Consider the following 14,521-nt stretch of genomic DNA (forward strand, 5'->3'; position numbering starts at 1 on the left):
GCGCCCCATTCCTTGGACGACGGCTTGTAGGAGACGAGCTTCACAAAACCCTTCTCGTCATCGGCCCATTCGCGCTGCACGGCCATCCAGAGCATCAGGTCGTCGCCTTCGCCGACGCTGGTGATGCCCTCGAAACCGAAGCGCTTTTCATGCGCGCGCAGTTCCGCGGGAATGGCGATTTCCTTGTCGATCTCGCCCTTCTCGTTCACATGAATGATGGCATGGCCGACGAGCTTGTCGGCATCACCTTCATTGGCAAGCCAGTAGCCGCCCTCGCCATCCGGCGTCACACCTTCGCTGTCGAGCTTCTGGGCGGCAGCACCGTTGCGGGTGATGCGCAGCGCGTCGACGATCTTCGCGGGCTTCGCGGTGGCGTCGATCGTGAAGATCGTCGGCTGCGAAGCATAGAAGCTGTCGTTGACGGCAACGAGCATGCCCGGCTTGCCCTTGACCGGTGCGAGGCCCGAGAGCGCGCCGAAGCCGATCAATTCGCCGTCCTTCTCGGTGGAGACGATCTGCGGATAGGCCGCTTCGCCTTCCGCACGCTCGTAGAGCATGACATGCGAACGGGCGCCGCCGTCTTCGACGAGGTCCGCCTCGTTGGCTGTCGCCAGCAGGTTGCGGCCGGGGATCGCGACAGCGCCTTCCGGGCTGATGCCCGACGGCAGAATCTGCAGCAGCTTGGGCTCGGCACCGGTGTCCTTGTAGACGCCGACGACCGAAGCACGCTCAGCCAGCACGAAGAAAAGGTCGTCGTCACCGAACTTGGCGACCTCGAGGCCTTCCGGCTCGATGCCCTTCTTGTTGCGCTTGTCAGGGTAGTGGCCGAGCTTGGCGATCTCGCGCTCGAAGGCCGCACCGTTCTCATAGAGAACCTTGCCGTCCTTGCTGAAGATCGTGAAGCCCCGCGCGCCGCCCTTCCAGTCGCCTTCATTGGCAACGACGATGCGGTTGTCGTCCAGCCACTTCACGGCGTCGGGCTCGCGCGCGACATCCTTGACCTCGCCGGTGAACTTCAGCGCACCGTCCTTCTTGGTATCGACGCCTTCCAGGCTGACCTTGCCAGCGGAGAAATGGCTCTTCACCGTGCCGGTCTTGCCGTCGAGGATGATAATGTAGTTGTTTTCCTGCAGCGTGAGCGCGACTTCGTCCTGACTGTTGAAGGAGACGAATTCCGGTTCCGGGTCTTCACCGGCAACATCGGCAAGGCCGGTCAGCGTGACATGCATGATCGAACCGCAATCGACGACGCCATCCTTCAGCGACAAGAGGACGAGATCACCGGCCGGCATCTGCGGCAGATCGCCGTCGTTGAGCTCTTCATCACGCTCGTTCTCGATGGCGATGGCCACGAGCGTCTTATCCTTGTTCAGTGCGATGGAGTCCGGCTGGCCGCCGAGATCGCAGGTCGCGTCGATCTTCTTCGAGGCGAGATCGACCTGGGCCAGCACGCCCGACGGCTTGACGAAGCTTTCGCGCGTGTTGACGGCGACGAGCGCCTTGCCGGCGGCCACGGCAACCGACGTCGGCTCGCCTTCGAGGGAGACCGAACCGCCGGCCTTCGGCGCCTTGGCGTCAGTGATGTCGATGATGCCGATCGCCTTGTTCGGGCTGTCGGAATAGACCAGCGTGTTGCCGTCTTCGGAAGCGGCGATGATTTCCGCAGAGGTCGGCGTCGCCTTGTCCTTGCCCTCGGGCAGGTTGTCGGCAACGGCGAAGGAGGCAATGCGATTGAATACAGGCTCGGCGCTGGCGGCAGAGGCCACCGATGCGGCGAGAACCGCTGCCAGTGCCGCGGTGAGGGAACGGGTTTTCATGAAATCCTCCGGAATCCGGTTTCTTGGAACCGGGCGGTTCTGAGGCTTTCGTGTTACAGGCGCATGACAGTTTGGCGACGGTTCCGCTACCCTCGACGCCAAACAAAAGGGGGCCCGGATGAACCGGACCCCGAGCCTGAAATTCAGGATTTGCGGCGGAGTGGATGACCGCTCTGCCCTGCTGCGCCACGCGTCGCGAAAACGCGTCCGGGACGCTGCGGAACTTCAGATCTGCGACACAATGCGAACCTTGGGCTCAAAAGCCCAGGGATGCATTGGCTTGGGATCAGCCGTTGACGGCGTCCTTCAGGCCCTTGCCGGCCGAGAACTTCGGCACGTTGCGAGCCGGGATCTCGATTTCGGCGCCGGTCGAAAGGTTGCGGCCCTTCGAAGCTTCACGACGCGAAACGGAGAAATTGCCGAAACCGACGAGACGAACGTCGCCACCGTTCTTGAGTTCGCCCTGGATCGTCTCGAAAACGGCGTCGACAGCCGATGCTGCGTCCGTCTTGGAGAGGCCAGACTTCTCGGCGACCGCGGATACGAGTTCATTCTTGTTCATGTTTCCACCCCTTTCATACGGTTTGAAACGACTCATACAAGTCGGGGGCAGAATACGCATCGCCCCCCGTCTCGCAAGAATATTTCGCCGCAATCCCCTGAGAATCCGGGGTTTACACACGTTTTTCAACGAAAAAGACCGGCCGCGGGGCCGGTCTTTCGCTGTTTCCCTCGAAAATGCCGGGCGTTACACCCGGCATTACGGGCTCAATGCGCGATGGCGCCGGTGCCGTCTTCGGTCGATTCGACCGCCGGAACGCGGGCTGCATCGGCTGCGGCACTGTCCCATTCGATAGGCTCGGGCTTGCGCAGCAGCGCATGCTCGATGACCTCACCCATGCGCGAGACCGGCACGATTTCCATGCTGTTCTTCACGTTGTCGGGAATATCCGCCAAGTCCTTGGCGTTCTCTTCCGGGATCAACACCTTCTTGATGCCGCCGCGAAGTGCGGCGAGCAGCTTTTCCTTCAGGCCGCCGATCGGCAGCACCCGGCCACGCAGCGTCACTTCGCCCGTCATCGCGATATCCTTCGAGACCGGGATGCCGGTCATGATGGACACGATGGCGGTCGCCATGGCGATACCGGCCGACGGGCCGTCCTTCGGCGTCGCACCTTCCGGCACGTGCACGTGGATGTCGGTCTTGTCGAAGCGCGGCGGCTCGATGCCGAAATCGACGGCGCGCGAGCGGACGTAGGACGCCGCCGCCGAGATCGATTCCTTCATCACGTCCTTCAGGTTGCCAGTGACCGTCATGCGGCCCTTGCCACCCGGCAGGCTGACGCCTTCGATGGTGAGTAGTTCGCCGCCGACTTCCGTCCAGGCAAGACCCGTAACGACACCAACCTGATCCTCGCGCTCGGCTTCGCCGTGGCGGAAGCGCGGAACGCCGAGGAAGTCGTGGATGTTGTCAGCCGTGACCTCAACGCTCTTCGACTTGCCCTTGATGATCTCGGTGACCGCCTTGCGGCCGAGCTTCATCAATTCACGCTCGAAGTTACGTACGCCCGCCTCGCGGGTGTACTGCTGGATGACCGCCATCAGCGCGCCGTCGGTGACCGAGAATTCCTTCGGCTGCAGCGCGTGGTCGCGGATCGCCTTCGGCAGCAGGTGCCGCTTGGCGATTTCCAGCTTTTCTTCTTCCGTGTAGCCGGCGATGCGGATCACTTCCATGCGGTCCATCAGGGGCGCCGGAATGTTCAGCGTATTCGCCGTCGTCACGAACATGACGTTGGACAGGTCGTATTCGACTTCCAGATAGTGATCCATGAAGGTCGAGTTCTGTTCCGGATCCAGCACCTCGAGCAGGGCCGAAGACGGATCGCCGCGGAAATCCATGCCCATCTTGTCGATCTCGTCGAGCAGGAACAGCGGGTTGGACTTCTTCGCCTTCTTCATCGACTGGATGACCTTGCCGGGCATCGAGCCGATATAGGTGCGGCGGTGACCGCGGATTTCGGCTTCGTCACGCACGCCGCCGAGCGCCATGCGGATATATTCGCGGCCGGTCGCCTTGGCGATCGACTTGGCGAGCGAGGTCTTGCCGACGCCCGGAGGGCCGACGAGGCACAGGATCGGGCCCTTGATCTTGGTCGAGCGGGCCTGCACGGCGAGATATTCGACGATGCGCTCCTTGACCTTATCGAGGCCGAAATGATCCTCGTCGAGAACCTTTTCCGCAGCGTTGAGGTCGGTCTTGATCTTCGACTTCTTGCCCCACGGAATGCCCGTCAGCCAGTCGAGATAGTTGCGCACGACGGTGGCTTCCGCCGACATCGGGCTCATCTGGCGCAGCTTCTTCAGTTCCGCGTCGGCCTTTTCACGGGCTTCCTTGGAAAGCTTGACCTTGGCGATCTTCTCTTCCAGTTCGGCCATCTCGTCGCGGCCGTCTTCGCCGTCGCCGAGCTCCTTCTGGATCGCCTTCATCTGCTCATTGAGGTAGTATTCGCGCTGGGTCTTCTCCATCTGGCGTTTGACACGCGAGCGGATGCGCTTCTCGACCTGCAGGACGGAAATCTCGCCTTCCATGAAGCCGAGCGCCTTTTCCAGACGCAGCTTGACGCTCGTCGTCTCGAGCATTTCCTGCTTCTCGACGATCTTGATGGAGAGGTGCGAGGCGACCGTGTCGGCGAGCTTCGAGTAATCCTCGATCTGGCTCGCGGCACCGACGACTTCGGGCGAAATCTTCTTGTTGAGCTTGACGTAGTTCTCGAACTCCGAGACGACCGAGCGCGACAGCGCCTCGATCTCGACCGGGTCTTCCTCAGGCTCGGCCAGCACATGGGCCATCGCCTCGTAGAATTCTTCACGGTCGGTGTAACCGTCGATCTCGGCGCGGGCGCGGCCCTCGACCAGAACCTTGACGGTGCCGTCGGGCAGCTTCAGGAGCTGGAGAACGTTGGCGACGGTGCCGATGCGGTAGATGGCGTCGGTTTCCGGATCGTCGTCGGAAGCGTTGATCTGGGTGGCAAGCATGATCTGCTTGTCGGTGCCCATCACTTCTTCCAGCGCGCGGATCGACTTTTCGCGACCGACGAACAGCGGCACGATCATGTGCGGGAACACCACGATATCGCGCAGGGGCAGGACCGGGAAGGCCGTGGAATCGTGCGGCGCAGACGTCTTCTTCGTCATGTCATTTCCTTTCAAACGTCCCGTTTCCGGGAACCGGTCCAATCGGTGTTTGGGGACACCGGGCCGGCGATCTTTTCCATCCACAAGTGGCGTGCGGTTGACGCATTTTCAAGCCCGGTCGCGAAGTGCCCCACTCCACTCTAGGACAAGACGAACCAACGACAGGAAGTCTAGTCTTCCGCGCTGTCGCGGAACTTGCGGCCTTCCTCCGGCAAAGCTGCCGGAGCCTACGCGAGACACAGAATCGAAGTCTTCCATCTTCGCTCGACTGATAACGTTTCGCAACGTCACTTCGAAGCAGTAGAAGGTTCATCATCATGACCTTTTCGGGCCAGGGCGACCAGTCACGAAATGTCGCTAGGTGTCCTCAAACGAAAAGACCCGCCGGCGGCGGGTCCTTCCTGAACGGTTTGGGAGCGATCAGGCCGAGACGTTGGCCTTCTCCTCGGAGCGCTCCGAATAGATGTAGAGCGGGCGGGCTGAACCGCGAACGACCTCGTCGGAGATGACCACTTCGCGAACGCCTTCCAGCGTCGGCAGTTCGAACATCGTGTCGAGCAGGATCTTTTCCATGATCGAGCGCAGGCCGCGGGCGCCGGTCTTGCGGATGATCGCACGCTTGGCGATTTCGCGAAGCGCGTCCTCGTGGAACGTCAGCTCCACGTCCTCCATCTCGAACAGGCGCTGGTACTGCTTGATCAGCGCGTTCTTGGGCTCGGACAGGATCTGGATCAGCGCATCCTCATCAAGGTCTTCGAGCGTCGCCAGAACCGGCAGACGACCGATGAATTCCGGGATGAGACCGAACTTGACCAGGTCTTCTGGCTCCAGTTCGCGCAGGACTTCGCCGACGCGGCGATCTTCCGGCGAGCGGACCATCGCGCCGAAGCCGATCGAGGTCTTCTCGCCGCGGGCGGAGATGATCTTGTCGAGGCCGGCAAAGGCGCCGCCGCAGATGAACAGGATGTTCGTCGTGTCGACCTGCAGGAATTCCTGCTGCGGATGCTTGCGGCCGCCCTGCGGGGGCACCGAGGCAACCGTGCCTTCCATGATCTTCAAGAGCGCCTGCTGCACGCCCTCACCCGACACGTCGCGGGTGATGGACGGGTTGTCGGACTTGCGCGAGATCTTGTCGACTTCGTCGATATAGACGATGCCGCGCTGCGCGCGCTCGACATTGTAGTCGGCGGCCTGAAGAAGCTTCAGGATGATGTTTTCGACGTCTTCACCGACGTAACCGGCTTCGGTCAGCGTCGTGGCGTCGGCCATCGTGAAGGGCACGTCGATGATGCGGGCGAGCGTCTGGGCAAGATAGGTCTTGCCGCAGCCCGTCGGGCCGACCAGCATGATGTTCGACTTGGCCAGTTCCACGTCCGAGCCCTTGGCGGCATGCGCCAGGCGCTTGTAATGGTTGTGCACCGCGACCGACAGGATGCGCTTGGCCTGCTGCTGGCCGATGACATATTCGTCGAGGACCTTGATGATATCCTGCGGCGTGGGAACGCCGTCACGGGATTTCACCATCGAGGTCTTGTTCTCCTCGCGGATAATGTCCATGCACAATTCGACGCATTCATCGCAGATGAACACGGTCGGTCCGGCAATCAGCTTGCGGACCTCGTGCTGGCTCTTGCCGCAGAAGGAGCAGTAAAGGGTATTCTTGGAGTCGCCGCCGTTGCTGCCGCTGACCTTGCTCATATCACTTTCCTTCCAGCACGCCGTTCATCTCTCGGAGAAGATGGCCGGACCACTCAAACCACCCTTGTCGGACGCACTCGGCACCCTTCAAAGGCTTCTGGGGTACTGACCGGCCCGGGCGACGCCCTTGAACCGGTTGCAACGCATTCCCCGTTTAAACACCGAATGCTAAGCCGTCACAAATCAACATAGCATTAACGGCCAATATTACCGGCTTTATGGCGAGGATAAAGCCCCGCGATCATTACAAATCGCTCAGGCTGCCTTCATCCGCCCATTAGGCCAAGATCGGCACGGGCCTTGCGCGTCAACTTCGCCGCCACCAGACCGTGGCTTTCCCTTAGATAGTCACGCAGGGCCGCATCATCAACTGATTCGCCTGTCTGACGCTGGATCCACTTCATGCCACGCGAGGCGAGATAGGGCGCCGGACGGCATCCCGGCTGCTCGCGCAGAATGTCATAGGCGAGTTCCGTCACCTTGAACGTCACTCCGAGACCCGCCGCCTCGCTCCAGCCTGCGATGGCGAAAACCTTGTCGCCGACCTTCCAGACATGCGCCCCGCCCCATTGCACGACATGGGTCGTGGCCGGGAGCGAAGCGCAGAAGGCGTTGTAGTCGTCGAGCGTCATCCGGCCCCGCAGCGTCGAACGCGGATTACGCCGCGTCCGGTCCTTCGAGTGCTTCGCGGCTGGTGATGACGCGATCGATCAGACCCCAGTCCTTCGCCTCGTCGGCATTCATGAAGTGGTCGCGGTCCAGCGTCTGCTCGACTTCCTCATAGGTGCGGCCGCAATGCTTGACATAGACCTCGTTCAGCTTGCGCTTCATCTTGATGATGTCCTTGGCATGACGCTCGATGTCGGACGCCTGGCCCTGGAAACCGCCAGAGGGCTGGTGAACCATGATGCGGGCGTTCGGCGTGGCGAAGCGCATGTCCTTGTGGCCAGCGGCCAAGAGCAGCGAGCCCATCGAGGCGGCCTGGCCGATGCAGAGCGTCGACACGGCAGGCTTGATGAACTGCATCGTGTCATAGATCGCCATGCCCGAGGTGACGACGCCACCCGGCGAATTGATGTAGAGCGCGATTTCCTTCTTCGGGTTTTCGGCCTCGAGGAAGAGAAGCTGCGCGCAGACGAGCGTTGCGATGTGATCTTCCACCGGACCGGTGAGGAAGATGATGCGTTCCTTGAGGAGACGCGAATAGATGTCGTAGGAACGCTCGCCGCGGTTGGTCTGCTCGACGACCATCGGCACCAGAGCCATGGCGGTATCTACGGGATTTCTCATATCGATCCTTCATCTCAAGTGCCCTGAAACCCTCGCCAAGCGTTGGGAATCAGCAAGTTTCGTCTTCCCTACATAGAGTGTCAGGGTATCGGACTTCAAGACGGCGCCATGTTTTGCGGCGCTCTATGCGAGAATGCGGTTAACTCACGCAACGTCGGGCGACGATTTCCACAAGGCAAGCGCCGTCAGGGTGAAGAAAGCGTGAATTCCCCGCACCGTCTTGCCTCCCCTTTGCCCTTGCCCGCACTATATGCTTCCCAGCGGAGGCATTCACCATGAAACGATCCCTCGTCGCCCTCGGGCTTCTCGTTCTGACATCGACGGCGGCCCCTGCCCAGCAGGCCTCCGACACCGTGGCGCCGGAGCGCGCGACCGGCCTTGCGGCGGCGAAGATTACGACCGCCAGGGAGCATATGGTGGCCGCCGCTCATCCGCTGGCGGCCGAAGCTGGCGAGAAGGTTCTAGCCGACGGCGGCAGCGCCATCGATGCGATGATAACAGTGCAGACCGTGCTCGGTCTCGTCGAGCCGCAATCCTCCGGCCTCGGCGGCGGTGCCTTCCTCGTTTATTACGATGCGGAGGCGAAGCGCCTCTTCACGCTCGACGGCCGCGAGACGGCGCCGATGGACGCCACGCCAAAACTCTTCCTCGACGACAAGGGCGAGCCGATGCAGTTCTTCGACGCCGTCGTCGGAGGCCGCTCCGTCGGCACGCCCGGCACCGTCATGCTGCTGCAGGAAGCGCACAAGCGCTGGGGCCGCAAGGGCTGGAAAGAGCTCTTCTCGCCGGCTGAAAAACTGGCGCGGGACGGGTTCGCCGTTTCCCCGCGCCTTGCCAAGCTGATTGCAACGGAGGGCGACAAGCTCAAGACCTTCGAGGCGACGGCTTCCTATTTCTTCGGCGCCGACGGCGCGCCGCTCGCCGCCGGCACGATCCTGAAAAACCCCGCCTATGCCGAGACGCTTTCCACCATTGCAAGGGATGGCGCCTCGGCCTTCTACAGCGGCCCGATCGCCGAAGCGATCGTCGATACGGTGCGCATGGCCGGAAAGAATTCCGGCGTGCTGTCGCTTGCCGACCTTGCAAACTATCACGTCAAGGAACGGCGCCCCGTCTGCGTCAGCTACCGCGCGCTTGATATCTGCGGCATGGGTCCCCCCTCCTCCGGCGCCGTCGCCATCGGCCAGATGCTCGGCCTCCTGGAAAACTTCGACCTGAAGGCGCTTGGCAAGGACAATCCGGAGAGCTGGCGGCTGATCGGCGACGCCCAGCGCCTCGCCTTCGCCGACCGCGAACGCTATCTCGCCGATACGGATTTCGTGCCCTCGCCGATCAAAGGCCTTCTCGACAAAACCTATCTCGGCGAACGCGCCAAACTGCTCGACGGCGACAAGGCGCTCGGCAAGGACGCCGTCGCGGCGGGCAAGCCGGAATGGGACCATGCCTTCAATTTCGGGCGTGACGCGGCCATCGAACTCCCCTCCACCAGCCATTTCGCCATCGTCGACAAGGCCGGCAACGTCGTCTCGATGACGACGACCATCGAGAACGGTTTCGGCTCGCGGCTGATGACCAACGGTTTCCTGCTCAACAACGAGCTGACGGATTTCTCCTTCAAGACCCATGACGAGGGCATGCCCGTCGCCAACCGCGTCGAGCCCGGCAAGCGTCCCCGCTCCTCCATGTCGCCGACCATCGTCATGAAGGATGGCAAGCCGCTGCTTGCCATCGGTTCGCCCGGTGGCAGCCAGATCATCGGCTATGTCGCGCAGGCGCTCATCGCCTATATCGACTGGGGCATGGATGTCGGCGAGATTGTCGCCATGCCACACCTCATCAACCGCTTCGGCCCCTACGATCTCGAAGCAGGCACCGATGCGGAAGAGTTTTCCGAACCGCTGAAGGCGCTCGGCTACGAGGTCAAGGCGGGCGATATGAATTCCGGCCTGCATGCCATCGAACTCACCGCCGATGGCCTCAGGGGTGCCGCCGACCCCCGCCGGGAGGGTATAGCGCTCGGCCAATGACACGGCTGTTGACCACGGGATCGCCGCGCTTTCACGCCGCGGCGAAATCCGCTAGGTCTTGGACATCATGACGACGACACATCTCCCCTTCCTCTCCATCGATCCCGCCAGCCGCCGCGTCTCGCTCGACGGCCGCAATCCCGATTTCTATCGCGATCCGAATCCGGTCTATGCGGCGCTGCATGCGCACTGTCCCACCTTCTGGTGGGAAGAGCAGAAGATGTGGTATTTCACGGGCTATGACCATGTAAACGGCTTGCTGCGCGACCGCCGTTTCGGCCGGCAGATCCTGCATGTGGCGACGCGCGAGGAGCTCGGTTTGCCCGAGCCGCAGGCGCACCTTGCGCATTTCGACGCCGCCGAGGCCTGGTCGCTGCTCGAACTGGAGCCGCCGGAGCACACGCGCCTGCGCACCCTCGTTAACCGCGCCTTCGTCTCGCGCACAATCGAGAAGCTGACGCCTGAGATCGCGGCCCTTTGCCATGAGGCGATCGACCGTTTCGAGAAGGACGGCAAGGTCGAGCTTCTCGCCGCCTTCGCCGATATCCTGCCGGTGACGATGATTGCCCGCATGATCGGCATCCCCGACGAGATGGGGCCGCAGCTCTTGAAATGGTCGCATGCCTATGTGCGCATGTACATGTTCGGCCGCACCGAGCAGGACGAGCTGAACGCCGACAAGGCGGCGCAGGAATTTTCCGATTATGTGCGCAGCGTGATTGCCGAACGCCGTGCAGAACCGCGCGACGACCTGCTCTCGCACATGGTGCACACCGAACATCGCGGCCAGCTTCTGACCGAGGACGAGCTGATCTCCACGACCATCGTGCTGCTCAATGCCGGCCATGAGGCGACGGTGCACCAGATCGGCAACGCCGTGCGCACCATCCTGGATAACAATGCCGATCCGGCCGTGCTCTTCGCCGACGAGAAGGCGACGGAACGCACCGTGGAAGAGTGCCTGCGCATCTCCGCCCCCGTCCATATCTTCGACCGTTTCGCGCTCGAAGACGTCGAGCTCGACGGCATCCAGTTCCGCCGGGGCGACAAGGTCGCGATGATCCTCGCCGCCGCCAATCTCGATCCGAAGAAATTCTCCGATCCGCAGACCTTCAAGCCGGACCGCAACGAAGGCGCCAACCTGTCCTTCGGCGCCGGCATCCATTTCTGCATCGGCGCGCCACTGGCGCGGCTGGAGCTGAACATCGCCCTGCCGATCCTCTTCCAACGCCTGCCGGGCCTGAGGATCGCGAAACAGCCCGTGGTGAAGGATGTCTATCACTTCCACGGGCTGGAGGCGCTCGAGCTGGAATGGTGAGGGTCAGACCGCGTAGCGTGCGGCTGGTTTGTTGTGGGAAATGTTCGGGCCAAGCGAAAGACGCGCGGCTTCCAGCTTTTCCCAATCCTGTCGTTCGGGAAGCGAGGGAATGGTGACGAGTTCACCCTGGTCGAGGCCGGCGAGCGCCGCATCGACGAGATCTGTCACGTCCATGACGCGGTTGGGATCGAGCGCCTCGACGGAGCCGCCTGCCCGGTCGAAAATCTCGGTGCGTGTCAGCCCCGGCAGCACCGCCTGCAGGCGAACGCCCGTGCCGTTCAGCTCCTGGGCCAGCGACTGTGTGAAGGCGAGCACGAAGGCCTTGGTCCCGCTATAAACGCCGTTGAAGAGTTCCGGAATAATGGCGACGGCCGAGGCGATATTGACGATCGTGCCCGTGCCGCGCGCAGTAAAAGCCTGCGCGGCAGCGACCGCGAGACGGTTTACGGCGGTCACGTTGAGCGCGATCATCGTGTCGAGATAATCGATGTCATCGGCAAGTAGCGCGCCCTTCGGGCCTATGCCGGCATTGTTGACGACGAACGTTATCGCCTGATCCTCCCGAATACGCCGTTCGACGGCACGCAGATCGTCGGGCGCCGAAAGATCGGCACGCAGCACGTCGACCGCCATGCCGTATTTCGCCTTCAGTGTCTCAGCGAGCGCCGAAAGCCGCGTACCATCGCGGGCGACGAGCACGAGATCATAGCCGCGGCGCGCGAGACGATCGGCATAGGTGGCGCCGATACCGGCAGAAGCGCCGGTCACAAGCGCCGTTCCAGGGGTGGTCGATAGGGTCATGGCAGGTCTCCAGGTTGAATTTAGTGGTATATACCATTAAATTGGGGAGGCCAATTTGACTTGCAAGTGTCCGTTGCGATTTTTATCGAGAATAGCGAGGTGAAAAATGAGCGATATCGACGGCGTCTGGCGACACTGCACCAACAGCGCGATCCGCAGGGCAGCGCGCCAGCTCGGCCAGCTTTACGACGATGTGATTGCGCCCAGCGGCCTCAAGGGCACGCAATTCTCCCTGCTGTCGCAGATCGCGCTGGCCGGCAAAGCCGGCACGCCCTTGAAACCCTTGGCGGAAGGTCTGGTGATGGATCTTTCGGCGCTCGGTCATACGCTGAAGCCGCTGGAACGCGACGGGCTTTTGGAGCTTTTTTCCGACGAGAATGACCGGCGCGTCAAGCGCGTCCGGCTGACTCCGCCAGGTCTCGCGAAACAGGCGGAAGCGCTTGCGCTATGGCGGGACGCGCAAGCGCGCTTTGATGCTGTGTTCGGCGCAGAGCGTTCGTCCGAGATCCGCGACCTGCTCGACGTCGTCTCGTCACCCGATTTCGCAAAAGCCTTCCGCTCGAAATCCTAGACGCGGATGACGTAGTCCTTGCGAGTCGTTTCAACGACTTCCCAGGTTCCCTTGAAGCCGGGTCTCAGGATCAGGCGGTCGCCGGCTTTCAGGTGAGTGGTCTCGCCGTTTTCAGAGACGACGATCGAGTGTCCCTCGAGAATGTGGAAATATTCCCACTCGTCGTACTGGATGCGCCACTTGCCCGGCGTCGACTGCCAGATGCCGGCATAGATGCCGCCCTCGGCTTCCTCGATGTTCCAGGTGGTGAAGACCGGGTCGCCCGCGATCAGCCGGTCGGCGGCCGGGCGGCCCTCTTCGGGGGTGACGCCTGTCGTGTCGAAGGTTTTTACCGCGCTCATGCTTCTATCCGTTTGCTGACATGAAACGGGCGGCCCGAGGACCGCCCGTAGGGAAATTTCGGAAATCAGGCCTTTGCCAAGGCCTGTTCGATATCGGCGATGATATCGGCGGCGTCCTCGATGCCAATCGACAGGCGCACGACGTCAGGACCGGCGCCGGCGGCGACCTGCTGCTCTTCAGAGAGCTGGCGGTGCGTGGTGGAGGCGGGGTGGATGACCAGCGAGCGCGTGTCGCCGATATTGGCGAGGTGCGACAGCATTTCCAGCCCTTCGACGAAGCGCTTGCCGGCCTCGTAGCCGCCCTTCAGGCCGAAGGTGAAGACGGCGCCCGCGCCCTTCGGCGAATAGCGCTGCTGCAGCGCGTGGTTGGCATGGTCCTCAAGGCCGGAATAGTTGACCCAGGCGATCTTGTCGTTGGACTTCAGCCACTTGGCCACCGCAAGCGCGTTATCGGAGTGGCGCTGCATCCGAAGCGGCAGCGTCTCGATACCGTTGAGGATCTGGAAGGCATTGAACGGCGAGATGGCCGGACCGAAGTCGCGCAGGCCGAGCACGCGGCAGGCGATCGCGAAGGCGAAATTGCCGAAGGTGGCGTGGAGCACCATGCCGGCATATTCCGGGCGCGGCTCGGAGAGGGCCGGATACTTGCCGGACGCCGTCCAGTCGAAGGTGCCGCCGTCGACGATGACGCCGCCCATGGAATTGCCGTGACCGCCCATGAACTTGGTCAGCGAATGCACGACGATATCGGCGCCATGCTCCAGCGGGCGCACGAGATAGGGCGTGGCCATGGTGTTGTCGACGATGAGCGGCAGGCCGTGGCGATGCGCTACGTCGGCAATGGCGGCAATATCGACGAAGGTGCCGCCGGGATTGGCGAGACTCTCGATGAAGATCGCCTTGGTCTTGTCGTCGATCTGGCTTTCGAAGCTTGCAAGATCGGCGGCATCGGCCCAGCGCACGTGCCAGTCGAAGCTCTTGAAGGCATTGCCGAACTGGTTGACGGAACCGCCGTAGAGCTGGCGCGCCGCGATGAAATTGTCGCCCGGCCGCATGATCGTGTGGAAGACGAGGAGCTGGGCGGCGTGGCCCGAGGCGACGGCGAGTGCGGCCGTACCGCCTTCGAGGGCAGCGACGCGCTCTTCAAGCACGGCCTGCGTCGGGTTCATGATGCGGGTGTAGATGTTGCCGAAAGCCTGCAGGCCGAAGAGCGAGGCGGCGTGATCGGTGTCGTTGAAGACGAAGCTGGTCGTCTGGTAGATCGGCGTTGCGCGCGCACCCGTCGTCGGGTCCGGCTGGGCGCCGGCGTGAACGGCGAGCGTGGAAAATCCTGGCTTGTTCTTCGTCATGAAAATGCCCTCCCTGGCTAAAGTCGGGGCACTATTTCAGAGAGCTAAGGGCCGGTCAAAGAAAGATTTTCCGGAAAAGCGCCGGTGCGACAAAGCGCTTTTCGCAGCCGAGGT

General features: G+C 62.3%; 12 protein-coding genes. 3 read left to right on the forward strand and 9 right to left on the reverse strand.

The genetic code is table 11. The features are described from left to right. The 6 genes from ACOZKU_RS24385 to ACOZKU_RS24410 all read right to left on the reverse strand — a co-directional run. Positions 1-1,817: esterase-like activity of phytase family protein (locus ACOZKU_RS24385; RefSeq protein WP_421581067.1), on the reverse strand; the 1,817-nt coding region annotated here is incomplete at its 3' end. A gap of 286 nt (positions 1,818-2,103) precedes the next feature. Beyond that, entirely contained in the window at positions 2,104-2,379 is a 276-nt protein-coding gene (gene hupB, locus ACOZKU_RS24390; protein ID WP_023516583.1) for a DNA-binding protein HupB, read from the reverse strand. A 206-nt stretch (positions 2,380-2,585) separates the two neighbouring features. After that, positions 2,586-5,012, reverse strand: coding sequence for an endopeptidase La (lon, locus tag ACOZKU_RS24395; RefSeq protein WP_314088198.1), 2,427 nt, complete (start codon positions 5,010-5,012; stop codon positions 2,586-2,588). A gap of 420 nt (positions 5,013-5,432) precedes the next feature. After that, entirely contained in the window at positions 5,433-6,710 is a 1,278-nt protein-coding gene (gene clpX, locus ACOZKU_RS24400; protein WP_117369633.1) for an ATP-dependent Clp protease ATP-binding subunit ClpX, read from the reverse strand. A gap of 266 nt (positions 6,711-6,976) precedes the next feature. Next, positions 6,977-7,342: an MmcQ/YjbR family DNA-binding protein gene (locus tag ACOZKU_RS24405; RefSeq protein ID WP_421581069.1), complete on the reverse strand. Its 366-nt coding sequence runs from the start codon at positions 7,340-7,342 to the stop codon at positions 6,977-6,979. A 25-nt stretch (positions 7,343-7,367) separates the two neighbouring features. Continuing rightward, positions 7,368-8,000 carry an ATP-dependent Clp protease proteolytic subunit gene (locus ACOZKU_RS24410; RefSeq protein WP_313522456.1) on the reverse strand — a complete coding sequence of 211 codons (633 nt, stop codon included), beginning with the start codon at positions 7,998-8,000 and terminating at the stop codon, positions 7,368-7,370. Positions 8,001-8,275: 275 nt separating this feature from the next. Here ACOZKU_RS24410 and ggt point away from each other — a divergent pair, with 275 nt between their 5' ends. Then, complete coding sequence (gene ggt, locus ACOZKU_RS24415) at positions 8,276-10,027, forward strand: gamma-glutamyltransferase (RefSeq protein ID WP_421581071.1); 1,752 nt, start codon at positions 8,276-8,278, stop codon at positions 10,025-10,027. 67 nt (positions 10,028-10,094) lie between these two features. Beyond that, entirely contained in the window at positions 10,095-11,345 is a 1,251-nt protein-coding gene (locus ACOZKU_RS24420) for a cytochrome P450 (protein ID WP_421581073.1), read from the forward strand. Between the two features lie 3 nt (positions 11,346-11,348). On the opposite strand, the gene ACOZKU_RS24425 is transcribed toward ACOZKU_RS24420, so the two are convergent. Continuing rightward, a complete protein-coding gene (locus ACOZKU_RS24425; RefSeq protein ID WP_421581075.1) occupies positions 11,349-12,146 on the reverse strand; it encodes an SDR family NAD(P)-dependent oxidoreductase in 798 nt (265 codons plus the stop codon). 106 nt (positions 12,147-12,252) lie between these two features. On the opposite strand from ACOZKU_RS24425, the gene ACOZKU_RS24430 reads away from it, so the two are divergent. After that, on the forward strand, positions 12,253-12,717 hold the full coding sequence (locus tag ACOZKU_RS24430) for a MarR family winged helix-turn-helix transcriptional regulator (protein ID WP_421581077.1): 465 nt from the start codon (positions 12,253-12,255) through the stop codon (positions 12,715-12,717). Here ACOZKU_RS24430 and ACOZKU_RS24435 read toward each other — a convergent pair. Further along, positions 12,714-13,058, reverse strand: a complete 345-nt coding sequence (locus ACOZKU_RS24435) for a cupin domain-containing protein (RefSeq protein ID WP_421581078.1) — start codon at positions 13,056-13,058, stop codon at positions 12,714-12,716. The genes ACOZKU_RS24430 and ACOZKU_RS24435 overlap by 4 nt on opposite strands. 65 nt (positions 13,059-13,123) lie before the next feature. Beyond that, complete coding sequence (locus tag ACOZKU_RS24440) at positions 13,124-14,407, reverse strand: O-acetylhomoserine aminocarboxypropyltransferase (RefSeq protein WP_421581079.1); 1,284 nt, start codon at positions 14,405-14,407, stop codon at positions 13,124-13,126. Between the last annotated feature and the right edge of the window lie 114 nt (positions 14,408-14,521).

It is taken from the genome of Shinella sp. M31 (genome assembly GCF_049199205.1).
GTDB lineage: Bacteria > Pseudomonadota > Alphaproteobacteria > Rhizobiales > Rhizobiaceae > Shinella.